Origin of the sequence: Phenylobacterium sp. (genome assembly GCF_046590535.1) — a bacterium.
In the GTDB taxonomy this organism is placed as follows: Bacteria; Pseudomonadota; Alphaproteobacteria; order Caulobacterales; family Caulobacteraceae; genus Phenylobacterium.
Genome location: NZ_JBKJTG010000211.1, coordinates 1 through 22,999, shown reverse-complemented (window position 1 = coordinate 22,999; position 22,999 = coordinate 1). Strand labels below are relative to the sequence as shown.

At 69.9% G+C, this 22,999-nt stretch carries 24 protein-coding genes; 7 read left to right on the top strand and 17 right to left on the bottom strand.

Annotation, left to right across the window (positions count from 1 at the left end; all coding sequences use genetic code 11):
- The 4 genes from ACLL81_RS12785 to ACLL81_RS12770 all read left to right on the top strand — a co-directional run.
- The coding region (locus ACLL81_RS12785; protein ID WP_411288732.1) for a phosphate signaling complex PhoU family protein at positions 1-253 on the top strand (253 nt) is incomplete at its 5' end.
- Positions 250-939, top strand: a complete 690-nt coding sequence (gene phoB / locus ACLL81_RS12780) for a phosphate regulon transcriptional regulator PhoB (protein WP_411288731.1) — start codon at positions 250-252, stop codon at positions 937-939. The genes ACLL81_RS12785 and phoB, both read left to right, overlap by 4 nt.
- A 160-nt stretch (positions 940-1,099) precedes the next feature.
- Positions 1,100-2,368, top strand: coding sequence for a phosphoribosylamine--glycine ligase (gene purD / locus ACLL81_RS12775; RefSeq protein WP_411288730.1), 1,269 nt, complete (start codon positions 1,100-1,102; stop codon positions 2,366-2,368).
- Between the two features lie 71 nt (positions 2,369-2,439).
- Positions 2,440-3,513, top strand: a complete 1,074-nt coding sequence (locus ACLL81_RS12770) for a phosphotransferase (RefSeq protein ID WP_411288729.1) — start codon at positions 2,440-2,442, stop codon at positions 3,511-3,513.
- On the opposite strand, the gene lpxK is transcribed toward ACLL81_RS12770, so the two are convergent.
- From lpxK to ACLL81_RS12745, 5 genes are read right to left on the bottom strand one after another with little or no spacing between them, the layout of a single operon-like run.
- A complete protein-coding gene (lpxK, locus tag ACLL81_RS12765) occupies positions 3,510-4,517 on the bottom strand; it encodes a tetraacyldisaccharide 4'-kinase (protein WP_411288728.1) in 1,008 nt (335 codons plus the stop codon). The two genes, ACLL81_RS12770 and lpxK, sit on opposite strands and share 4 nt — an antisense overlap.
- Positions 4,514-5,788: a 3-deoxy-D-manno-octulosonic acid transferase gene (locus ACLL81_RS12760; protein ID WP_411288727.1), complete on the bottom strand. Its 1,275-nt coding sequence runs from the start codon at positions 5,786-5,788 to the stop codon at positions 4,514-4,516. The genes lpxK and ACLL81_RS12760 overlap by 4 nt, the downstream gene beginning before the upstream one ends.
- On the bottom strand, positions 5,785-6,720 hold the full coding sequence (locus ACLL81_RS12755; protein WP_411288726.1) for a cation diffusion facilitator family transporter: 936 nt from the start codon (positions 6,718-6,720) through the stop codon (positions 5,785-5,787). The genes ACLL81_RS12760 and ACLL81_RS12755 overlap by 4 nt, the downstream gene beginning before the upstream one ends.
- Positions 6,721-6,735: 15 nt before the next feature.
- Positions 6,736-7,443 (bottom strand): lysophospholipid acyltransferase family protein, encoded by a 708-nt coding sequence (locus tag ACLL81_RS12750; RefSeq protein WP_411288725.1) that lies wholly within the window; start codon positions 7,441-7,443, stop codon positions 6,736-6,738.
- Positions 7,440-9,215 carry an ABC transporter ATP-binding protein gene (locus ACLL81_RS12745; RefSeq protein ID WP_411288724.1) on the bottom strand — a complete coding sequence of 592 codons (1,776 nt, stop codon included), beginning with the start codon at positions 9,213-9,215 and terminating at the stop codon, positions 7,440-7,442. The genes ACLL81_RS12750 and ACLL81_RS12745 overlap by 4 nt, the downstream gene beginning before the upstream one ends.
- Before the next feature lie 92 nt (positions 9,216-9,307).
- Here ACLL81_RS12745 and ACLL81_RS12740 point away from each other — a divergent pair, with 92 nt between their 5' ends.
- A complete protein-coding gene (locus ACLL81_RS12740) occupies positions 9,308-9,991 on the top strand; it encodes a fused DSP-PTPase phosphatase/NAD kinase-like protein (RefSeq protein WP_411288723.1) in 684 nt (227 codons plus the stop codon).
- Positions 9,992-10,000: 9 nt separating this feature from the next.
- On the opposite strand, the gene ACLL81_RS12735 is transcribed toward ACLL81_RS12740, so the two are convergent.
- Genes ACLL81_RS12735 through ACLL81_RS12715 form a run of 5 tightly spaced genes read right to left on the bottom strand, consistent with a single transcriptional unit; the run spans position 10,001 to position 14,435 of the window.
- A complete protein-coding gene (locus ACLL81_RS12735) occupies positions 10,001-10,237 on the bottom strand; it encodes a DUF4170 domain-containing protein (RefSeq protein ID WP_411288722.1) in 237 nt (78 codons plus the stop codon).
- A gap of 26 nt (positions 10,238-10,263) precedes the next feature.
- Entirely contained in the window at positions 10,264-11,067 is an 804-nt protein-coding gene (locus ACLL81_RS12730; protein WP_411288721.1) for a 3'(2'),5'-bisphosphate nucleotidase CysQ, read from the bottom strand.
- A complete protein-coding gene (locus ACLL81_RS12725; RefSeq protein ID WP_411288720.1) occupies positions 11,064-12,395 on the bottom strand; it encodes a TldD/PmbA family protein in 1,332 nt (443 codons plus the stop codon). Before ACLL81_RS12725 ends, ACLL81_RS12730 begins: the two co-directional genes overlap by 4 nt.
- Positions 12,396-12,446: 51 nt before the next feature.
- Positions 12,447-12,848 (bottom strand): MAPEG family protein, encoded by a 402-nt coding sequence (locus tag ACLL81_RS12720; protein WP_411288719.1) that lies wholly within the window; start codon positions 12,846-12,848, stop codon positions 12,447-12,449.
- A 60-nt stretch (positions 12,849-12,908) separates the two neighbouring features.
- Positions 12,909-14,435: a UbiD family decarboxylase gene (locus ACLL81_RS12715; protein ID WP_411288718.1), complete on the bottom strand. Its 1,527-nt coding sequence runs from the start codon at positions 14,433-14,435 to the stop codon at positions 12,909-12,911.
- A gap of 79 nt (positions 14,436-14,514) precedes the next feature.
- On the opposite strand from ACLL81_RS12715, the gene ACLL81_RS12710 reads away from it, so the two are divergent.
- A complete protein-coding gene (locus ACLL81_RS12710) occupies positions 14,515-14,739 on the top strand; it encodes a hypothetical protein (RefSeq protein WP_411288717.1) in 225 nt (74 codons plus the stop codon).
- Here ACLL81_RS12710 and ACLL81_RS12705 read toward each other — a convergent pair.
- The 7 genes from ACLL81_RS12705 to ubiA form a co-directional block, all read right to left on the bottom strand.
- Positions 14,736-15,080 (bottom strand): MmcQ/YjbR family DNA-binding protein, encoded by a 345-nt coding sequence (locus ACLL81_RS12705; protein ID WP_411288716.1) that lies wholly within the window; start codon positions 15,078-15,080, stop codon positions 14,736-14,738. The genes ACLL81_RS12710 and ACLL81_RS12705 overlap by 4 nt on opposite strands.
- A 10-nt stretch (positions 15,081-15,090) precedes the next feature.
- Entirely contained in the window at positions 15,091-16,851 is a 1,761-nt protein-coding gene (locus ACLL81_RS12700; RefSeq protein WP_411288715.1) for a gamma-glutamyltransferase family protein, read from the bottom strand.
- A 65-nt stretch (positions 16,852-16,916) separates the two neighbouring features.
- Complete coding sequence (locus tag ACLL81_RS12695) at positions 16,917-18,167, bottom strand: S1C family serine protease (protein WP_411288714.1); 1,251 nt, start codon at positions 18,165-18,167, stop codon at positions 16,917-16,919.
- A gap of 60 nt (positions 18,168-18,227) precedes the next feature.
- Positions 18,228-18,572 (bottom strand): VOC family protein, encoded by a 345-nt coding sequence (locus tag ACLL81_RS12690; RefSeq protein WP_411288713.1) that lies wholly within the window; start codon positions 18,570-18,572, stop codon positions 18,228-18,230.
- Between the two features lie 45 nt (positions 18,573-18,617).
- The gene (locus ACLL81_RS12685; RefSeq protein WP_411288712.1) at positions 18,618-19,280 is read right to left on the bottom strand and encodes a class I SAM-dependent methyltransferase; all 663 of its coding nucleotides are present in this window, start codon (positions 19,278-19,280) and stop codon (positions 18,618-18,620) included.
- Entirely contained in the window at positions 19,277-20,212 is a 936-nt protein-coding gene (locus tag ACLL81_RS12680) for a fatty acid desaturase family protein (RefSeq protein WP_411288711.1), read from the bottom strand. The genes ACLL81_RS12685 and ACLL81_RS12680 overlap by 4 nt, the downstream gene beginning before the upstream one ends.
- A gap of 48 nt (positions 20,213-20,260) precedes the next feature.
- Positions 20,261-21,175, bottom strand: a complete 915-nt coding sequence (ubiA, locus tag ACLL81_RS12675) for a 4-hydroxybenzoate octaprenyltransferase (RefSeq protein WP_411288710.1) — start codon at positions 21,173-21,175, stop codon at positions 20,261-20,263.
- 405 nt (positions 21,176-21,580) lie between these two features.
- Between ubiA and ACLL81_RS12670 the strand changes: the two genes are divergently transcribed.
- On the top strand, positions 21,581-22,999 hold a 1,419-nt coding region (locus ACLL81_RS12670), incomplete at its 3' end, for an ABC transporter ATP-binding protein (protein ID WP_411288709.1).

Below are 22,999 nucleotides of genomic sequence, written 5' to 3'. Positions count from 1 at the left end.
GGTCTGGACCCGCGACCAGGAGGTGGACGAGCACTACGACAGCATCTTCCGCGAGCTGCTGACCTACATGATGGCCGACCCGCGCATGATCACCTCCTGCGCGCACCTGCTGTTCGTGGCCAAGAACCTGGAGCGGATCGGCGACCACGCGACCAACATCGCCGAGATCATCCACTACGAGCACACGGGCGACGAGATGCTGCAACCTCGGCCCAAGCTCGACTCGCTGGAGGCGCAGGACCAATCGCGATGACGCCCTATATCCTGGTGGTCGAGGACGAAGACGCCCTGGCCACCCTCGTTCAGTACAATCTCGAGAAGGAAGGCTACGAAGTCGCCGTCAGCGGCGACGGCCAGGAAGCCCTCGTGATGGTCGATGAGCGCCAACCGGACCTCGTGGTCCTGGACTGGATGCTGCCCTCCGTCTCCGGGCTCGAAGTCTGCCGCAGGCTTCGCCAGCGCACCGAGACGCGCAACCTGCCGATCATCATGCTGACCGCCCGGGTGGAGGAGAGCGACCGCATCCGCGGCCTCGACACCGGCGCCGACGACTATGTGGTCAAGCCGTTCTCCATGACCGAGCTGACCGCCCGTATCCGCGCGGTCCTGCGCCGCCTGCGCCCGGGCCTGGCGGAGGACCGGGTCCGCTGCGGCGACATCGTCATCGACCGGGTGGCGCACCGGGTGAAGCGGGCGGGCGGCGAGATTCACCTGGGCCCCACCGAGTTCCGGTTGCTGGACTACCTGATGCAGCATCCCGGCCGGGTGTTCTCCCGCGAACAGCTGCTGGATGCGGTGTGGGGCTCGGACGTCTATGTGGAGGCGCGCACCGTGGACGTGCACATCGGGCGCCTGCGCAAGGCGCTTAATGCCACCGACGAGGGCGATCCCATCCGCACGGTGCGCTCGGCCGGCTACTCCCTGGACGTCGACGCCTGATGGCCTTGCTGACCCGGACGGGGTGATCGTGGAGACCACCTGGCCCGCCTCCCCGGTCCGCGGCCTGGCCAATCCGGAGGCCGTCGAAACCGCCCAGGCCTGGATGCGGACGCCCGTCTCGGCTTGACCGTCGCCCGCGCGCACGCCAAAGCGCGCGACCATGAACATCCTCCTGGTGGGCTCCGGCGGGCGCGAGCACGCCCTGGCCTGGAAGATCGCGGCCTCGCCGCTGCTGACCCGTCTGGTGGCGGCCCCGGGCAATCCCGGCATCGCCCGGCTCTGCGAAGTGCGTGATGTGGGCGCCGCCGACGTCCCGGCCCTGGTCGCCCTGGCCGCCGAGATCGCCGCTGACCTGGTGGTGATCGGGCCCGAAGTGACCGTGGAGGCGGGTCTCGCCGACGCCCTGGAGGCCGTGGGCGTACCCTGCTTCGGCCCCTCCGCGGCCGCGGGCCAGCTGGAATCCTCCAAGGCCTTCACCAAGGCCTTCTGCGACCGCCACGGCCTGCCCACGGCGGCCTATGTGGTCTGTGACAAGGCGGATGCGGCCAAGGCGGCCCTGGACCGCTTCCAGCCGCCCTATGTGGTCAAGGCCGACGGTCTTGCGGCCGGCAAGGGCGTGGTGGTGGCGGCGGACCGCGCCGAGGCTGAGGCGGCCATCGACGACGCGCTCGGTGGCCGTTTCGGCGCGGCCGGAGCGCGGGTGGTGATCGAGGAGTTCCTGGAGGGCGAGATCGGCTCGCTGTTCGCCATCTGCGACGGGGCCACGCACCAGCTGTTCGGCTGGGCCCAGGACCACAAGCGGGCCTTCGACAACGACCGGGGCCCCAACACCGGCGGCATGGGCGCCTATTCCCCCGCCGCGGTGTTCACGCCCGAACTGGTGGAACAGGTCCACGCCCGGCTGGTGGAGCCGGCGTTAAGGGGGATCGCCGCGGACGGGGCGCCCTACCGCGGGGTGCTGTTCGTGGAGCTGATGGCCACCCGGGACGGACCCAAGCTCGTAGAATTCAACGCCCGCTTCGGCGACCCGGAGTGCCAGGTCCTGATGCTGCGACTGGACAGCGACCTGGTCCCCTACCTGCTGGCCTGCGCCACCGGTAAGCTGGACCAGATGCCGCCGCCGGCCTGGTCGGACGATCCGGCGATCTGCGTGGTGCTGGCTGCGGACGGCTATCCGGGGGCGCCCAAGGCTGGCGGCGCCATAGCCGGCGCCGACGCGGACTTCGAGGGCGTCGAGGTCTTCCATGCCGCCACGATGCTCGACCACGAGGGCGTGCTGCGCGCCGCCGGCGGACGGGTGCTGAACGTCTGCGCGCGGGCCGATACCCTCCAGGAGGCCCGCGACCGGGCCTATGCTGCGGTGGCCGCCATCGACTGGCCGGACGGCTTCCACCGCAGCGATATCGGCTGGCGCGCGCTGGGCCGCTGACCGGCGCGCCTTGCCCCCGCGGCGGCCCCCCCGGTAAGGTGGCGTCAAACACGCGTACGAGGGATGGAGCCATGGCCGGAACCGACACTGCCGAGCAGGAGCGCGAGCAGCTCAACACCGGCACCAAGGCCGTCGCCGAGACCCACCGCTTCGACGAGACCGCCCTGACGCGCTGGATGGAAGCCAACGTCGCGGGCTATGCCGGGCCGCTGGAAGTCCGCCAATTCAAAGGCGGCCAGTCCAACCCCACCTACCAGCTCATCACTCCGGGCCAGAAGTACGTTCTGCGCCGCAAGCCGCCCGGCAAGCTGCTGCCTTCGGCCCATGCCGTGGACCGCGAGTACAGGGTGATCACCGCCCTGGGCACCACCGGTTTCCCGGTCGCCAAGACCTATGGTCTGTGCACGGACGACAGCGTCATCGGCACCTGGTTCTACGTCATGGATATGGTCGAGGGCCGGATCCTTTGGGACCAGCAGCTCCCGCAGTACGCGCCCGCCGAGCGCCACGCCATCTTCATGGGCAAGATCAAGACCCTGGCCGACCTGCACAGCACCGACCACGAGGCCATCGGGTTGGGCGACTTCGGCAAGCCCGGCAACTACATGGGCCGCCAGGTCGACCGCTGGACCAAGCAGTACAAGGCTTCGGAGACCGCCCACTTGGAGGAGATGGAACGGCTGATCGCCTGGCTGCCGCAGACCGTCCCTGCACAGGAGCGCACTAGCGTGGTGCACGGCGACTACCGGCTGGACAACATGATCTTCCATCCCTCGGAGCCGCGGGTGATCGCGGTGCTCGACTGGGAGCTTTCCACCCTTGGCGAACCCCTGGCGGACTTCACCTACACGCTGATGAACTGGGTCAACAGCTCGATCGCCGAAATCCCCGACCTGAAGGCCCACGGCATCCCGACCATCGAGGAGGTGGTCGCCGAGTACTGTCGCCTGACCGGTCGCACGGGCCTTCCCGACCTCAACTGGTTCTTCGCCTACAACCTCTTCCGCTTGGCCGGCATCTGCCAGGGCATCGTCGGTCGGGTGCGCGACGGCACCGCCAACAGCCCCCAGGCCACCGCCATGGAGGCCCGCGTGCCGCTGCTGGCCGAGGCCAGCTGGAAGTACGCCGTGAAGGCCGGCGCCTAGGGGACGATCCGCGCCAGCAGGGCGTCCAGCGCCGCTTCGTCCGTGAACACCGCGCGAACCGGCCAAGCGCTCACCCGGGCCTGCCAGTTTGCCGGCAGACGCACCCAGTCCTTCTCCGTGGTCACCAGGCCGGCGCCGTGGGCCTGGGCGTGGCGGGCGAGGCGCTCCAGGGTCGCGGCGTCATAGGCGAAGTGGTCCGGGAAAGCCTGGAAGTCCAGCAGCTCGCAGCCAGCCGCTTTCAGGGCGCGCTCGACCTTCCATGGCTTGCCGACCCCGGCGAAGCCCATCTGGGGGCCGGGGGGCGGCGGCGCGGTGGAAACTAGGCGGGCGCTGAAGGTTGGTGTATCGCCGAAAATGCTGAGCAGATCGCCCGAAACAACCCGCAGATCGCCAGGAAGCAGCACGACAACTGCGTCGGCCCGGGCCAGCCCGGCGCCCAGCGGCTCACGCATGGGGCCGGCGGGGAACACCCGGCCGTCGCCGAACGGCCACTCGCCCTGGCGGGTCTCGCCATCCACCACCAACAGTGAAAGCGCCTTCTTCACCGAGGGGTTCTGGTGGCCGTCGTCCATCACCACCACCTGGGCGCCGGCGTCCGCGGCCGCTCGGGCGCCCGCCGCCCGGTCGCGGGCGATCCAGACGGGATAGTCCCTGGCCAGCATCAGCGGCTCGTCACCCACTTCGGCGCTGCCGTGGACGGCTGGATCGACCCGCAGTGGCCCCTTCAGCCGGCCGCCGTAACCCCGTGCCAGCAGGTGGACGCCGAGACCCCTGGCCGCCAGCCGGACGGCGATCTCACGGACCACCGGGGTCTTGCCGGCGCCGCCCATGGTCAGGTTGCCGACGCAGATCACTGGGACGCCGGGATCTGCAGGGGTAGCCTGAGTGATCCTCCTCGCGGTCACGCCCGCCCAGATCCACGAGAGCGGCGTCAGGAGGGCGCGGGTGACCGGCATGAAGCGACCGTCGCGGACGTACCACCAGCGCGGCGTGGCCAGCTTCACGCGGGCAACAGGGGTTCGATGACGGCCAACGCCGCCTCCAGCGCCTTGCCCTGCCGCGCGGCATAGGCGCGGGCGGCCTGGCCGGTGCGCCGGGCGATCTCCGGATAGGCCAGCAGACCCTTGATGTGCCGCGCCAGGGCGTGGACGTCCCTGGCCTCGATGGCGGCGGCCTGGGCGAACAGCTCGGCATAGACATCGGCGGCGTTGAAGGCGTGCGGCCCGGTCACGATGGCCGCCCCCAACCTGGCCGGCTCCAGCGGATTGTGCCCGCCGACGCCGGCCACGAAGCTGCCGCCCATCACCACCACGTCGGCCAGGGCGATGAAGCTGCCGAGTTCCCCCAGGGTGTCGGCCACATAGGCTGTGGTGGTGCGCGTCAGCGGCTCGCCCGACGACCGCCGGGCGACGGCGAAACCCTGGTCCCTCAGCACCTGCCCGACCTGCGCGCCCCGTTCGGGATGCCGGGGCGCGACGATGAGCAGGGCGGCCTCGGCTCCGGACATCAAGGCGGCGGCGATCAGCGCCTCCTCGCCGGGATGAGTGCTGGCCGCCAGCACCACGCGGCGCCCGCTGACCCCGGCCTGCAGCGTCTCGACCAGGGCCGCATCCACCGGTGGTGGCGCGCCGGCCAGCTTCAGGTTCAGGCGGGGCCCGGTCTCCGCACCCAGGCCAAGCAGACGCGTCTCGGTGGTGGCGTCCTGCGGCAGCACGGCGTCGAACGCCAGCAGCAACCGGCGGGCAGATCGCGGGACCCGGGTCCAGCCACGGGCGCTCTCTTCGGTCATCCGCGCCGACAGCAGCGCCAGTGAGACGCCGCGGGCCTGCGCGGCCAGGATCAGGTTGGGCCAGAGCTCGCTTTCCACCAGCAGGCCAGCGTCGGGCCGCCAGTGGTCCAGGAAGCGCCTCACGGCGGCAGGGCTGTCCACCGGCGCGTACTGGTGGAGGACGCCGCCGGGCAGGCGCCTAGCCAGCAGTTCGGCAGCGGTGACCGTCCCTGAGGTCACCAGCAGGGTCAAGGCAGGCCGCCGCGCCCGCAGGGCCTCGATCAGCGGCAGCAGGGACTGGGTCTCGCCGACGCTGACCCCGTGCAGCCAGACCAGCGGCCCGGCCGGGCGCGCCAGGCCGGCACGCCCCAGGCGCTCCCCGAGCCTGGCCGGGTCCTCCCGGCCCCGCGCCGCGCGACGGCGGAGCAGGATGGAGGCCAGCGGCTCGAGCAGGGCGGTCGCGACGCCGTAGATCGCCAGCGGCAGGGTGCGGCCGGGCGTAGTCACACCACCTCGGCGGGGGCCAGGCGGCAGGCGCTGGCGGCGTCGGTCTCCACCTGCAGGGTGGCGTGGCCAATCTTGAAGCGGTGGGCCAGGCCCTCGGACGCCGCCTGCAGGAAGCGGTCGCAGTCGGGATTCTCCGGGCGGATCAGGTGGGCGGTCAGCGCCGTCTCCGTGGTGCTCATGGCCCAGATGTGCAGGTCGTGGACCTCGCTGACCCCCGGCTGACTGGCCAGCCAGCGGCGGACCTCTTCCACATCGACCCCCTTGGGCGCGGCGTCGAGAGCCAGGTCCACGGAATCGCGTAGCAGGCCCCAGGTCCCTATGACGATCACCGCGGCGATGGCCAGGCTCAACGCCGGGTCGATCCACAGGATCCCGGTCACCGCCATGGCCAGGGCGCCCAGCACCACGGCCAGAGAGACCGCGGCGTCGGTGGCCATGTGCAGGAAGGCGCCGCGAACGTTCAGGTCCTCGTGGCGGCGGCGCATGAAGAGCAGCGCCGTGGCGGTGTTGATGACGACGCCCAGAGCCGCGGTGGCCATCACCACGGTGGTGGCGACAGAGGCTGGCTCTGACAGCCGGCGCACGGATTCGGATACGATCGCGCCCACCGCCACCAGCAGCAGGACCGCATTGGCCAGGGACGCCAGGATGGTCGCTTTGCGCAGGCCATAGGTGCGGCGCCCGGCCGGCGCTCTGCGGGCGAGCACCGCCGCGCCCCAGGCCAGCAGCAGGGCCAGGACGTCGGAGAGGTTGTGGCCGGCGTCCGCCAGCAGCGCCATCGACCCCGACCAAAAGCCCGCCGCGACCTCGGCCAGGACGAAGGCGGTGTTCAGCGCCACCCCGATGGCGAAGGCGCGCCCCATGTCGGTGGGGGCGTGAGGGTGGTGGCCGTGGTCGTGATGGGCGTGCGCCATGTCGCCCCTATGTCTCATCCGCGTCAGCGTGGATCAATGCGCTGGGCCTACAGCCAGGCCCTCGGCGCGGCGGGTAGCTGCGGATAACTGCTGTGACCACGCCGCCTGCAGGCGCCCGATGAGGGCGTCGTCCGCGTCGGGGGGCACGTGAAGCGGGCCCTCCCAGACCACCACGCCGCGGCCGAACGGCAGCGGAAGCATGGCCTGGTCCCAGGCGCTGCGGATCCTGAGCGAGGGGCTGGCCGCCATGCCCATCAGGTAGACCGGCGCCCCGGAGCGCCGCGCGATCTGCAGCGCGCCCTGGGCGATCACCTCGTTGGGCCCCCGCGGGCCGTCCGGTGTCACCACCAGGCAACCGCCCCCGGAGACCCAGGCGACGGACTCGCGGACGGCGGCCACGGCCTGCCGGGCCTTGGTCGAGTCGCCCTTTTTGGCGGACGAGCCCCGGATCGTGCCGAACCGCGAAAGGTGTAGGGCGCGGGCGATGAACTCCCCGTCCGCCGAGGCCGAGACCAGGATCTTGGTCCGCTTCCGCCACCACTGAGGCGCCACGGAAAGGCACATGGGTATGCGGCCGTGCCACATCAGACCGATGGCGCCGCCCTCGCCGGCGAGCACCGGTTCGATCAGGTCCAGGCTCTCGTGGCGCCAGCGCACGGTGTGCAGCACCACATGCAGATAGGCCGCCAGCAGCCAGCTCAGCACCGCCTGGACGCCGTCGCTGCGCATCAGGGCCTTCAAGCGGCGGTCTCCGCCTCCAGGTCCTGGCTCCGGGCGAGGCGCGCGTAGAGGCCGCGCTTGCGGATCAGGCTGGCATGGTCGCCGGTCTCGACGATCCGGCCCCGGTCGATGACATAAATCCGCCCCGCCCCGCGCACGGTGGAGAGCCGGTGAGCGATCAGGATGGTGGTGCGCCCGGCCATCAGCCGCTTCAGCGCCTCCTGCACCTGGGCCTCGCTCTCGGTGTCGAGCGCGCTGGTGGCCTCGTCCAGCAACAGGATCGGCGCATCCTTCAGGAAGGCGCGGGCGATGGCGATGCGCTGCCGCTGGCCGCCGGAAAGCCGCGCGCCCGCCTCTCCGACCTGGGCCCCGTAGCCGCCAGGCAAGGCGGTGATGAAGTCATGGGCGGCCGCAGCCCGGGCTGCCTCCTCGATTTCCTGGGCGGTCGCGGTGGGGCGCGCATAGGCGATGTTCGCGCCGATGGTGTCGTCGAACAGGAACGGCTCCTGGGTGACCAGCGCGATCTGGTCGCGCAGGGAGGCCAGGGTCACGTCGCGGACATCCGTCCCGTCGATCAGCACGCGGCCCTCGGTGGGATCATAGAAGCGCGGGATCAGGTTGAGGATCGTGGTCTTGCCGCCGCCGGACGGCCCCACCAAGGCGACAGTTTCCCCGCGATGGGCCTCAAATGTGACGCCCTGCAGGGTGATCGGCGCCTGGCCGCCATAGGCGAAGCCGACGCCTTCGAAGCCGATGGTGGCGCGGCCGGCGGGGAGCGGATGGGCGCCCGCCCGCTCGCGGACTTCCGGCTCCACGTCCAGGGCGGCGAACAGCCTGCGCCCTGCCGACATGCCCTCAGCCATCACCGTCTGCAGGTTGGCCAGTTGCCGCAGCGACTGGGAGGCGACACCCAGGGCGGCGATGAAGGCCACGAAGGCGCCGACAGTCATGTCGCCGCTCTGCGAGCGCCAGCCAGCGTAGGCGATCACCGCGGCGGTGATCAGGGTCATCAGCAACTCGGTGGCCGGCGCCGCCCGGGCCCGCGCATTGGCGCCCTTCACCAAGTGGTTCTGGCGGCGCAGCACCACCTCGGCCACCCGGGCCTCTTCATAGGCCTCGCGGTTCTCGATCTTCACCACACGAACGCCGTCGAGGCTTTCCATGATCGCGGTGGAAAGCGCGGAGGTCTCGACCATGGCCCCGCGGGCCGCCTTGCTGGTCCTGCGGGAGAACCTGCGCATGATCACCGTGGCGATCGGGGCCGCGGCCACCAGCACCAGGGACAACATCATGTCGTTGGAGACCATGACCGTGATCGCGCCGATCACGGTCAAGAGGTGCTGGGTGTAGTTGATGACGCCGGCGGTGGCGGCCTCGCGGATCAGGCCCGCGTCGTAGAGCACTGAGGAGACATAGGCGCCGGAGTGCTGGCTGCGCAGTCTGGCCAGGTCTGCACGCACCAGCTTGGCGAACAGCTGCACCTGCACGTCGCCCACCACGGCGTTGCCGATCCGGTTGACCAGGGAGGCCTGCACCACCTGGGCCACCGTGCGGCCGATGGCGTAGAAGGCGATGGTGAGTGGCAGGGCGATGAGCATGCCCGGCTTGTGGTTGACCATCAGGTCGTTGGTGGCCGGCTCCAGGATCTGCACTAGCCTGGTGGAGAAGAAGGCTACGCCGATGGCGGCCACCAGCGCCGTGAGCCATCCCTTCCAGCGCGGCGCCATGTAGACGCGAGCCACCCGGCCGATCAGGGCGCGGGCGGAAAGCTCGGGCGGGCTGGGCTCGCTCATCGACCTGGGATCGGCCGATGCGCGGCGAAGGTCAAGCCGCCGGCCGCCACGCCGGCTTCCGCAGCGGCCTTTCAACCCTTAGGTAGGGGCGCATGACGAGCGCGCCCGCCGCCCCCGGATTCGACCTCTCCTCCGCCACCGGCCGGGCGCGGGCCTATGCCGACTACCTGTGGAACGACCACGCCTACCTCAGGTTGGGCTTTTCAAACGCGCACTGGATCTCGGACGAGCTGGTCCGGACCAACCAGCCCTGGCCGCACCAGCTGGCCGCCTGGAAGGCCCGAGGCGTCCGCACCGTCATCAACCTGCGAGGCGGTTTCGACGCCAGCTTCCACGCCCTGGAGAAGGACGCCTGCAAGAGGCTGGGTCTGGAATTGGTCGACTTCACCATCACCTCGCGGGAGGTCCCCAGCCGCGACCGGGTGCTGGGCGCCAAGCGGCTGTTCGAGACCATCGCCTATCCGGCGCTGATGCACTGCAAGTCCGGGGCGGACCGGGCGGGCATCATGAGCGTGCTCTACATGCATTTTCGCAAGGGCCGGACGATCCGCGAGGCCATGGACCAGCTCCACCTGCGCTACCTGCATGTGCGGCAGGGCAAGACCGGGGTGTTGGACTACACCTTCGAGCGGTACCTCCAGGAGGGCGAGCCCGCCGGGATGAGCTTCCTGGATTGGGTGCAGAGCCCGATGTACGACCCGCCCGGCATGAAGGCGAAGTTCCGCGCCGGCATGATCGGCAGCCTGCTCACCGAAAAGCTGCTGCGGCGGGAGTAGTCTGCCGCCTCAGTGGTGGTCCTGGTCGTCCTCGGGATCCAGCAGCCGGTGGGCGTGGATGATGAAGTAGCGCATCAGGGCGTTATCGACGGTGGCCTGGGCCTTGTGCCGCCAGGCCTGCAGCGCGAGCTCGTAGTTCGGATAAGCGCCCACGAAGTCGACCTTCGTCGGATCGCGGAACTCGACATGCTCAAGGTCGGCAAGTTCGCCGCCGATGACGAGGTGGAGCAGTTGCTTGTCGGGCATGGGTGGCCTTCGGACGCCTGGGTTGGTCAGCTTGGCACGGCGATAGGCCTGACCCGCTCCAGGATCAATGGGGCGAGCCCCGGCGCCGTGCAGATCAGCGAGCGCTGCATGGGCCGACGCTGGTTGTAGCGGAAGATCTCGCCCGCATGGTCGCCCACGAAGCACCCGGCCTCGCTGGCGATCAGGTCGGCGGCCGCCAGGTCCCAGTCGTGCTTGGCCACGGGGGCGACGGTGGCGTCGAACGCGCCCGCCGCCACCAGACACATCCGATAGGCAGTTGAGTTGCGCGGCTCGATCCGCATCCGCGGCCAAGGGACAGGCCAGCCGGGGTGGGCGAACATCTGCGGATCGCCGACCATGCCGCAACCTTCGACGGTGTCGACCTCGCTGGCGCGGATCGGCTGGCCGTTCAGGGTGGCGCCGCCGCCAAGCGTGGCGGCGTAGGTCTCGCCGACCTGCGGGGCGAACACGACGCCGGCGATCGGCCTGTCGCCCTCGATCACTGCGATACAGACCGCCCACCAGGGCTTGCCCTTGATGAAGGCGCGGGTGCCGTCGATGGGATCGACCAAGAACAGCCGCTTCTTGGCCAGCCTGCGGGGATCGTCGGCGGTCTCCTCCGACAGCCAGCCGTAGGTGGGCCGCGCGCCGCCCAAGCGGTCCAGCAGCAGCCGGTCGGCGGCGAAGTCGGCGTTGGTCACTGGGGAATCGCCGGCCTTGTAGCTGACGCTGAGGCCGCGGTCGCGCAGCTCCGCCGCCAGTTCGCCGGCCTCGTGGGCGGCCGCGACGATCAGGGCCAGGTCGTCGGCGGGCGCGTCAGCCGCGGTCATCGGCCAGCGATGGCCAGCGCGTCGATCATCAGCGAAGGCGCGTTGGCGGAACCACGGATCTCCAGATCGGAACCCGGGACCACCCGGGCGTAGATGTCGATGAGGTTGCCGGCCACGGTGATCTCACTCACCGGATAGGCCAGCTCGCCGCCCTCGAACCAGAAGCCGGAACAGCCCACCGACCAGTCGCCGGTGTTGCCGTTCAGGGACGGGCCGAACATCGAGGTGACCACCAGGCCGGAGCCGGCGTCTTTCATCATCTGCGCCCGGTCGCGGTCGCCGGGCTGGAAGGTAAGGTTGGAGGGCCCGACGCCGGGGGGGCCAGCCAGGCCCCGTGACGCATGGCCGGTGGTGGTCAGGCCGAGCTGCTTGGCGCTGGAGGTGTTCAACAGCCAGGTGGTCAGCACCCCGTCGGCGATGATCTCGGTGCGGCGGTTCTCCACCCCCTCGTCGTCGAAGGGCGAGGAGCCCAGGCCCCGCACCCGGTGCGGTTCGTCGGTGATGGAGATCCCCTTGGCGAATACCTGCTGGCTCAGCTTCCCCTTCAGGAACGAGGTGCCGCGGGCGATGGCGGGGCCGGAGATGGCGCCGATCAATGGCCCCATCAGCGAGGCGGCCAGCCGGTTCTCGAAGATCACCGGGGCGGTGGTCGACGCGATCTTGCGCGCGCCCAGGCGGGCGGCGGCCCGGCGGCCGGCCTCGGCCCCAAGGCTCTCGGGCGATGGCAGGTCGGACTGCCAGCGGACGGAGCGGCCGTCGTAGCCGGTCTCCATGCCATCCTGGCCGCCTGCGATGGCCGAGGCGCCGATGGAGAAGCCCGAGGCGCGGTGCACGCCGGTGAAACCGGCGCTGGTGACCATGGTCCAGCGGGCGGAGGACCAGGAGCCCGAGGCGCCATCGGAGTTGGTCACCGTCGGGACGGCGCGGGCGGCGGCCTCGGCGATGCGGGCCTTGTCCTCCAGGGCCTCGGGCGAGGGCTCGGCGGGGTCATAGAGGTCGAGGTCGGGCAGGGGCCCGCGGGCCAGCTGGTCCGGGTCGCCGAGGCCAGCGTATGGGTCTTCCGGCGCGAGCCGGGCCATGGCCACGGCGCGTTCCACCAGCTTGCCCCGGGCCTCGGGCGAAATATCGGAGCCGGAGACGGTGGCCTGCCGGCGGCCCACGAACACCCGCAGGCCCAGGTCGCGGGACTCCTCGCGCTCCACTTCCTCCAGGTCGCCCATGCGCACATTGATCGACAGGCTGCGGCGCTCGGCGCCCACAGCCTCGGCTGCGTCGGCGCCGGCCTTCAACGCGGCGGCGACGACGTCGTTCAGCAGGTTTTCGTCCATCTGGGCCATATGGCCGAGCAGGAGGGCTGCGACAAGCGACGCCCTGACACTTTAGGGGATGGCGTAGAACAGCAGGGCCACCGCTGCGGCGATGAAGGCCAGCCAGGTGGCCAGCACGCCGATGGCCCGCAGCGCCGAGGCGCCGCCGCTGCGCGACAGGCCGACGGCGTGCAGAACCCGGCCGACCAGCAGCACGAAGCCGATGACGTGGATCAGCACGGTGGGTGCGCCCACCAGGGCCAGCACGGCCACCGCCACCATGGCCGAGGGCACATACTCCGTGGCGTTACCGAAGGCCCGCGAGGCCTGGGCCAGGGCCGGAACCCCGCCGTCGCCCAGGGTCACCCGGTGCTTGCGGCGCTGGCGCACCACCAGGACCGACAGGGCCAGCAGCAGGACCAGGTGCAGCCCCACCCAGAGCGCGGCCGCGTGCGCCGATGCCGACACATCCATCGCAGATCCTCCCCAGATCAGGCCGGCAGTTGCGGGCGTTTCGCCGCGCCGCGCAAGCCGTCAGTCCACGGGCGTTCCCGGACCGGGCAGGCCGAGCCTGGACCACATCTCGTTCACCGCCTCGACGGTAGCCCGGTCCATGCCCAGCTTCTCGCCCCACTCGCGGTGGGTTTCCGGCTGCCATTTGTTGGTGGCGTCGAGGCCGATCTTCGAGCCCAGGCCGCTCTGCGGCGACGCGAAGTCCAGGTAGTCGATGGGGGTGTTCTCCACCACGGTGATGTCCCGGGCCGGGTCCATGCGGGTGGAGATCGCCCACATGACGTCCTTCCAGTCGCGGGCGTCGATGTCGTCATCCACGACGATCACCCACTTGGTGTACATGAACTGGCGAAGGTAGCTCCAGACGCCCATCATCACGCGCTTGGCGTGTCCGACGTAGGCCTTCTTCATCGACACCACGGCGATCCGGTAGGAGCAGCCCTCCGGCGGGAGCCAGAAGTCGACGATCTCCGGGAACTGCTGGCGCAACAGCGGAATGAACACTTCGTTGAGCGCCTCGCCCAGCACGCTGGGTTCGTCCGGCGGCCGCCCGGTGAAGGTGGTCAGGTAGATCGGGTCGCGCCGCATGGTGATGGCGCTGATCTGAAACACAGGGAACTTCTCGACGGAGTTGTAATAGCCGGTGTGGTCGCCGTAGGGCCCCTCGTCGGCGTACTCGTCCAGCAGGACGTGGCCCTCCAGCACGATCTCCGCGTTAGCGGGGACCATCAGGGGCACCGTCTTGGCCGCCACCAGCTCGACTTTGGCGCCGCGCATCAGGCCGGCGAACTGGTATTCCGAGAGCGTGTCCGGCACCGGGGTGACGGCGGCCAGGATGGTCCCTGGATCTGCGCCGATCACCGCGCAGGCGGGCAGGGGCTCACGCCGGCCCTCGGCCTTCCAGCGCCGCAGGTGCTGCGCGCCGCCGCGGTGCGCCAGCCAGCGCATGATCGTGCGGTCCTTGCCCAGCACCTGCATGCGGTAGATGCCCAGGTTGTAGTCGTCCTCACGCTCCGTGGAGGGCCCCTTGGTGACCACCAGCGGCCAGGTGATCAGGGGCGCCGGCTCCCCCGGCCAGCAGGTCATGATGGGCAGCTGCGACAGGTCGATGTCGGCGCCGGTGAGCACCACCTCCTGCACCGGGGCCTTCTTCACCACCTGCGGGCGCATGGCCATGACGGTGCGGGCCATGGGAAGCATGTCCAAAGCGTCCCTCAGGCCCCGCGGCGGATTCGGGGCGCGCAGGAAGGCCAGCAGCTCGCCCACCTCGCGCAGGTCCGCCGCGGTGGTCCGCTCGCGGCCCTCCAGGGTGACGCCCATGGCCACGCGCTTGACGGTGCCGAACAGGTTGACCAGGGCCGGCATGGAGGAGATTTCGCCATCGGCGCGGACTGGCTTCTCGAACAGCACCGCCGGCCCGCCCGAGGCCAGCAACCGCCGGGCGATCTCGGTCATCTCCAGGACCGTGGAGACGGGTTCGCTCACCCGCACCAGCTCGCCGGCGCGCTCTAGCTTCTCGAGAAATTCCCGCATGGACCGATAGGCCATGGTCCCTCCGCCAACTGCGGGCGGACGCTAGTGCCCAAGGCCTCGCCTGTCACGCCCGCCCAGGTCTAGGATGGCGGCGATGATCCGCATTGACCTCGACGACCTGCCGCCGCGGCTCACCGCCCTGCTCACCGCCGTGGCGCAGGGCGAGGAGGTGATCCTCGTCCACAACGGCGCGGTGGCCGGCCGGCTGACCGGCGGCGCGCCCGTGGCGACCGAGGCGCTGGATGCCGAACCGCCCACTGACGAACAGGCCAAGCAGGTGTTCGAGGATTTCCGCTCGATGATCGAAGACGAGTTCTAGGTTTCCGCCTGCTCCCATTCCTTCACCAGCTTGCGCGGCGCGATCCTACGGAAGCGGCGTTCCAGGAAGTTGCGAAACGAACCGGCGTGCAGGCTCTCCATGCGGGCCAGGACGCAGGGGTAGTCCTTGTAGTGCGCGGTGAAGTGGAAGGTCTTGGGCTCCGCCTCCATCAGCATCTCGCGTTCGTCGAAGCTCACGTCCATCAGCACCAGGCTCTGGTCGTCGCGGCGCAGGCGGGTGAAAAACTTGCCGTTCACCTTGAAGGCCGGCGAGCCGTAGCTCATGCCCTCCTCAGCGCCGGGGAAGCTCATCACGATGGCTTTCATCTCGTCTTGGGTCATGGGTGCTCCCTCACCAGGCGAGCGCCACGCCGTCCTTGCGCATCTCGGTGGCCGCCGCGTAGCGGCCGGGCCAGCGCTCGATGGCCTGGTAGCCGCCGTACCCGCCGGGCGCGGGCGCCAGCTTCCATCCCATGGCCGCCAGCGCCGCCTGGGTGGCCCGCGGCACCCCGGTCTCCAGGTTGAGCACGCCTATGGGGTCCAGGGCCTCGCCGGTGGGCTCCAGGCCGCCCTCGTGGTGCCAGCGCGGGCTGTCGCCGGCCTCCTGCAGCCCCAGGCCGAAATCCACCATGTTTGAAATTATCTGCGCCTGGCCCTGGGGCTGCATGTCCCCGCCCATCACCCCGAAGGCCAGCCAGGGCTCGCCGCCCCGGGTGGCGAAGCCCGGAATAATCGTCTGGAACGGACGCTTGCCCGGCGCATAGACGTTGGGATGGCCGTCAGTGAGGGCGAACAGTTCGCCGCGATCCTGGAACATGAAGCCCAGGCCGTCGGGCATCAGGCCAGAGCCCATGCCGCGGTAGTTGGACTGGATGATCGAGACCATCATCCCGTCGGCGTCGGCGGTGGTGAAATAGGTGGTGTCGCCCCGGCTGGGCGCCTGGCCGGGACGGACGCCGGTCATGATCCGATCCGGGCGGATCAGCCGGGCGCGCTGGCGGGCGTAGTCCTTGGAGATCAGCCAGTCGATGGGCGCGCGGTAGAATGCCGGGTCGGCGTAGAACCGGGCGCGGTCTTCGAAGGCCAGGCGCTTGGCCTCAACGCCATGGTGGATCGAGGCCGCCGACTGGAAGCCCATGGCCCGAATGTCGAAGGTCTCCATCATGTTGAGGATCTGCAGGGTGGCCAGGCCCTGGCTGTTGGGCGGCAGGGCCCAGACGTCTGCGCCGCGGTAGCTGGCGGATTCCGGCTTGACCCACTCTGAGCGGTGGGCGGCCAGATCGGCGCGGGTCATCCAGCCGCCGATGCGTTGGAAGTAGCGTTCAATGGTCTGAGCGATCTCGCCCTCGTAGAAGGCCCGGCCGCCGCCCTCGGCGATCAGCTTGTAGGTGCGCCCGAGACCGGGATTGCGGAACATCTCGCCTTCCCGCGGCGTGCGGCCGTCCCGCGTCCAGACGGATTTGAAGTTCTCCACCTCCTCCGAGCCGGCGCCGGGCGCGGTGAAGTTGCGGTTCGAGCGCTCCAGGTAATAGGCCACGTTCTGGGTGACCGGTGCGCCCTCGTCGGCGTGGCGGATGGCGGGCGCGAACAGGTCGCGCCAAGCCAGTTTGCCGTAGCGCTGGTGCAGGCTCCACCAGGCGTCCACCGCGCCGGGCACGCTCACCGAGACGGCGCCATAGGAGGGGATACGGCCGTTCCTGGCGCGGCCGCGGACAGTCTCCAGGCTGAGCCCCCGCGGGCTGCGCCCAGAGCCGTTCAGGCCGATGACCTGCCGGGTCTTCGGATCCCACAGCAACACGAAGCAGTCGCCGCCGATCCCGCAGGCGATCGGCTCGGCGTAGCCCAGCACGGCATTGGCGGCGATGGCGGCATCCACCGCGGAGCCTCCCGCCCGCAGGATGTCCAGCGCCGCCACCGTGGCCAGAGGATGCGCAGTGGCCGCGGCGCCGTGAGCACCCCACACGGTGCTGCGGCTGGCGAAGGTGGCCCCATCGATGCGGTCGCCGCCGCGCACGTCGGGGCGGTTACGGTTGGGGTTGTCGCTGCGGCTGTCGGCGAAGGCCGGCGCGGCCACGGCGGCGGGAAGGGCGGCGAGGAAAGTGCGGCGGCGCATGTGGGCTCCAGGGTGACAGACTGGCCGACACCTTAGCCGGGGGGTGCGCGGTTAGAAGTAGGAGCCTAGCTGGCGGGCTTCAGCGACAGGAAGTCCATCGCGTCGCCTATGGGAATGAAGAAGTTGAGATTGTTCGATTCGCCACCGGGCCGGAAACCCCAATTGGTGAGTCCGACGACCGCACCCTTTTCATCCAGAAGCGGGCCGCCGCTGTTGCCGTGGGTGACCGGCACGTCGCTCTGGATATAGCTGAATCCCTCGATCACACGATTGGCCGACACAATCCCCCGCGTGACCGTGCTCTGCAGCTTCGGATCGAGCGGGGTTCCGATGGCGAACACTGTCGCCCCCGCCGCCGGCCGGTCGCGGCGCAATGCCAGGGGGGCCCGGCCGCGCGGCTCCGTCTGCACCAGGGCCACGTCGCGGCGCTTGTCTGTGCGGATGACCTTGCCGGTCGTTTCAAAGCCATCGGACCAACGCACGCGCACGGTCTGTGCGGCGCCGACCACATGCTGGTTGGTCAGCAGATATCCGTCGCTGGAGATCAGCACGGCGCTGCCGAAACCGGAACCCGCGAAGATCGCTACGACGGACCCGGGGGCGTCCGCGATGGCGGTCACCTCGCGGTGCATCCCCTTCAGGCTGATGGGGGCGTTGACGCCTTGGGAGGAAGCCCGGACATCTGGGGCGTCCGCGGCGAGCACCACCGCGCGGAAGCTCTCGTCGGACAGCAGCTTGCGGACGTTGGCGGCGAAGGCGTCCTGGGGGAGGGAACGTTTTTGCCCGCGGCCCCCCACTCGGCGCTGGGCGGTCTCACCGGTCTGGATGGTGGCGACCACCTCCCGGCGAAGGGTGGAATAGACCTGCCACTCGATGTCCATCTTGATCTTGCCGGAGGTGTTGATGAGGCTGCCGCAGTAGGAGGCGTCGACCCCTTTGACCAGGGCGCCCACCTGCAGATCGCTCGACGGCGCCTCGGCATCGGTGAACAGGCCGCCGGGATCCTTGTGCGGCGTGAATCCCGCGACCTTGAGTTCCTCTCCAAAGACATCTTCGAGATTCTCCAAATCCTTGGCCACCTCCTTGAAGGTGACGGGCTCGGGCTGGATGCAGATCACGCCGTACCAGAATGTCCCGACATTCTGGTCGTCGCGAACCTGGAACTTCACTCGGGTGAGAGCGACGGGTCGCACCGTCGCGCCCGCGGGAAGCGGCGGGACAGCCGCCATCGCCGCCGTAGCGGGATCGATCTTGGGCTGAGCGGCGGCAGAACCTGCCATCGCCAAGACCATCGCCATACCCAACAAAAAACGCATGACATCCCCCGATTCCGTGCCTCGCGGCCTAGCCACCATAGATAGACCAGCCTCTCGGAGTCACCCTTCGCTCCACACCGCCAGCTCGTTGCCGCTGGGGTCGCGGAAGTGGAACCGCCGGCCGCCGGGGAAGCTATAGATCGGGCGGATCACCTGGCCGCCGCCGGCGCGGACCTTGGCCTCCATGGCTTCCAGGTCGTGGGCGTAGAGGATCACCAAGGGCTTGGCCGGCTGGTCGGTCGGGTCGCCGTTGAAGCCGCCGTCCACCGCCGCGCCCTCGAAGGCCGCGTACTCCGGCCCGTAGTCGACAAAGGTCCAGCCGAACGCCTGGACGTAGAAGGCCTTGGTGGCCGCCACGTCCCGGCCGGGCAGCTCCACATAGTCAATCTTGCCGTCCTCGCGCATGGCTCGCTCCCATAAGTTCCATGTTTGTTCCAGGCTAGCCCCAGCCTAGACGAGAGTCCAGACGCAGGCCTTCTTGATCGCCATGTCCTCCAGTTCCCGGGTGGTGGGCACTTGGTACTCGGCGAGCTTGGTGAGCCCCTCACGGGGGAAGTAGCTGCGGCCCGGATCGCCGATCAGCACCGTAGCGCCCCCGGCCTTGGCGTCGCCCAACCAGGCCATCACCCGTCCGGCCATCGGCCGCTCGTAGCAGATGTCGCCGGCCAGGATCACCTGCGCCCACGCCGGGGCAGGGGCGTTCAGCAGGTCGACGTCGGTGAACGCGCAGGCGACGCCGTTGGCGGCGGTGTTCAACCCGATCGCCGCGCCGCAGAACGGGTCAATGTCAGCCGCCAGCACCCGCGCCGCGCCGGCCCGGGCCGCGGCGATGGCGACGATCCCGGAGCCTGAGGCGAAGTCGATCACCGGCTTGCCTGCGACCACCTCCGGATTGTCCAGCACATAGCGCGCCAGGGCCTGGCCGCCGGCCCAGGCGAAGGCCCAGAACGGCGGCGGCAGGCCGATCTCCTGGAGAGCCTCCTCAGTCATCCGCCAGATCGGGGTGATCTCCTCGGCGAGGTAAAGAGACAGCTCCGGCGTGTGCGGCGGCGCCTGCAGGCGGGTGTTGTCGAGGATGAGGCTTCGCCGACCCTCCGCCGTGGGGACGATCACGCCGCCAGAGGCTTCGAGGTGGCTTGCCTGAGCACGTCTAAATAGCCCGGCGCCGTCAGCATTTTTCGAGTCACCCCCTTTTGCGCAAGGAGCCGGCTGGCCCGGGGCAGGCTGTAGCAGGGCACATGCATGAACATGTGATGCTCGCAGTGATAGTTCACGTAGTAGGGCGCGATGAACGCCCGCTCCAGCCAGTTGGCCCGGGTGGTGCGGGCGTGGCGGAACGGGTCGGGCTCGTCCTTACCCACGCAGGCGTGCTCGGCGATGTTGCGCAGCCGGGTGACCATGGGCAGCCAGGTGGCCTGCGGGACCAGCCACAACACCGGCCACACCCACCAAAACCCGAAGGGCGCGGTCAGGGCCCCCGTCACCACCATGCCAGTGAAGAACCGGCGGCGCTGCCAGACGGCGTCCGTCAGGATCGGCCACAGGGGCTCCGCGGCGGGGCGCCTGGAGATGCGTTGCACCAGGCCCGACCAACGCAGCTTGTAATAGGTCTGGCCGGTCAGATCGCGGATGATCTTGCGGCGCAGGGATGTGGGCGTGATCGGGAACGGCGCGGACAGCACCAAGTCCGGGTCCTCCGCCTGCTGGGCGTATTTATGATGCCCCAGGTGATAGGTCCGATAGGCCTGCAAGCCCCCGGTGGTCAGCCGGTCGCCGGCCCAGTCGTTCACCGCCAGGCTGGGGTGCAAGGCGCCGTGCGCCGCATCGTGCATCAGGATGGCTAGGCCAAGCTGCCGCGCGCCGATGATGGCGATGGCCAGGGGGATGGTGAGGGGCCAGACCACCGCCATGGCGACGGCCAGCGCAATCACCCCCCAGGCGTGGGCGATCAGCGCCAGGCCCTTCCACGACGACCGGCGCGCCAGCGGGGCCCACTCGTCGGGGGCGAACAGGGTCTTGGGATTCACACGGGCAGCGGCGGCCATGGGCGCATTGTAGCGCCAAACCCTGAGGGAAAACAGGATGACCCCGCGTCAGGAAATCACGCCCGCCAGCAAGGTCGCGGCCAGGAGGCCCCCGGCCCAGGTGTTGGATTTGAACAGCGCCAGGGCCCGCGCCGGGTCCTCGACCCTTACCCGCCGCGCTTGCCAGCCCAGGTGCAGGGCATAGGCGGCGAGGCCCAGCAGGAAGAGGAGGCCCAATCCGGCGGACAGGCCGGCCGCGAGGGCCAAGATCACGCTGGCGGCGTAGAAGCCTGCCACCGCCGTGGGCGCGCGGGGGCCCAGCCTGCGGGCCGAGGACTTCACCCCGGCCAGGGCGTCGTCCTCCAGGTCCTGGATGGCGTAGATGGTGTCGTAGCCCAGGGTCCAGAAGATCCCCGAGGCGTAGAGCAGCAGGGCCGGCAGGCGGACCTCTCCGGTGGCCGCGGCATAGCCCAGCAGCGCGCCCCAGTTGAAGGTCAGGCCCAGCCACGCCTGCGGCCACCAGGTGATCCGCTTCATGAAGGGGTAGGCCGCCACCAGCGCCAGCGAGGCGGCGCCCAGTACGATGGCCAGGGGCGGGAGGGTCACGAGGATCGCCAGCGACGCGGCGCAGCAGCCGGCCACGAAGCCCCACGCCTGCCGCACGCTGATCTGGCCCGACGGGATCGGCCGCCCGGCGGTGCGGGCGACCTGGGCGTCCACGTCCCGGTCGACGATGTCGTTGTAGGCGCAGCCGGCCGCGCGCATCAGCGCCGCGCCCAGGAAGAACATCACCAAGAGGCGCGCGCCCGCCCAGAACGCGCCATCGGCCAGGGCGATGGCCTGCCAGCCCGGCAGCATCAGCAGCCAGATCCCGGTGGGTCGGTCGAACCGCCCGAGCTTCAGCCAGGGCCGCAGCGGCGCCGGCGCGTGGCGGTCCACCCAGTTGGCGGGCATGGCGTCGGGCAGGGGAGCGGTGGCGGCCATGAGAGGGGCCTTAGCAGAGGCCGGGTGTTGCCGAAATGCCGCTGGCCGCAGGCTTGCGCGGCCGGTGAAGGTTTAGCCGAACGCGGTTCCTTGACGCTCGGAATCGGTGGGCCTAGCCTCCGGCCTCCAGCGACTGGCGCGGAGGTTCGTGACGATGCGACATTTCACCACGAAGCCCCTCCGCCGGCTCGCCGGGCCGCCGCGCTCCTAACGCAACCGGAAGACTTCGTCCGAGGCCACGTCTGGCCCTGAGATCGAGGTCACTTCCCGTGCCCGCGGTCCGCCGGAGCTCCAGCCGCTCCCGCGCCACCCCGATCGTCCCATTCCGCGCCCGACCACGCTGCGCGCACCGCCCCGCCAAGGGGGCCGCGCCGCCGTCGGGTTCGCTTTTCGAGACCTGAGACCATGACCGACCACTACGAGGATAGCGAAGAGACCAAGGAGCGCGTGCTCTCCAACCGCAAGGTGCTGGGGTTCATCGCCGGCTTCTGGATGCGCCGACCATGGCTGTTCTGGACCGCGGTGGGGTTCATGATCCTCGCCATCGCCTTCGACTTGGCGCTGCCATGGGCGGCGGGCCGACTGGTGGACGCGGTGGCCGGCGACACCTCGCGCCCGGACATCGCCTGGGGCGCCTGGGGCTGGTTCGTGGGCGTCTACCTGGCCTTCTCCGTGGCGCGCAATATCGCATTCAGGTTCTGGAATCCCATGGCGGCGTCCTCGATGAAGGAGATGACCGACGAGGCCTTCCAGCGGGTGCAGTCCTATTCCGCGGACTGGCACGCCGACACGTTCGCGGGATCCACCGTGCGCAAGCTGTCGCGGGCCATGTGGGGCTACGATTCGGTGTCGGATGCGGTGGTGCTTTGGCTGGGCCCGGCGGTGCTGGTGCTGGTGGGCCTGTCGGTGTTCATGATCACCCGCTGGCCGGCGGTGGGCCTGTTCGCGCTGGGCGTAGTGGCCTTCTACATCGCCTCCAACCTCATCCTGACCATCATGTATGTGCGGCCTGCGAACCTGCGGTCGGTCGCGCTGGACAGCCGTATCGGCGGGGCGGTGGCGGATTCAATCTCGTCCAATCCGACGGTCAAGAGCTTCGGCGCGGAGCCGCGCGAGGAGGCGCGGATCGGCGGCGTGACCGCGTTGTGGCGCCAGCAGGTGCTGATCACCTGGACCCGGTTCATCGACATCTGGCTGATCCAGAACCTGATCCTGGTGGTGCTGCAGGCGGGCCTCACCGGCCTGTTGCTGCGGCTGTGGGCTCAGGGCCAGGCCACGGCCGGCGACGTGGCCTTCGCCATTACCTCGTTCATGCTGATGAGCGGCTATCTGCGCAACATCGGCGAGAACATCCGCATGATGCAGAAGGGGCTCGACGACACCGAGGACGTGGCGCGGTTCGCCCAGACGCCACCGCAGGTGGCCGACGCCCCCGGCGCATGGCCTTTCCGGGGTCAACGGGGCGAGATCGCCTTTGACCGGGTGACCTTCCGCTACAAGTCGGCTGAGGTCCCGCTCTACCGCGACTTCAGCCTGCTGATCGCGCCCGGCGAGCGGGTGGCTCTGGTGGGGCCTACGGGGGCCGGCAAGTCGACCTTCGTCAAGCTCGTCCAGCGTCTCTACGACCTGCAGGGCGGGCGCATCGTCATCGATGGCCAGGACATCACCCAGGTGAGCCAGAACTCGCTCAGGCGGGCCATCGCCGTGGTGCCCCAGGACCCGGCCCTGTTCCACCGCACCATCGCCGAGAACATCAGCTATGCCCGGCCCGACGCCACCGAAGACGAGGTGATCCTGGCCGCAAAACGGGCGCGCGCCCACGAC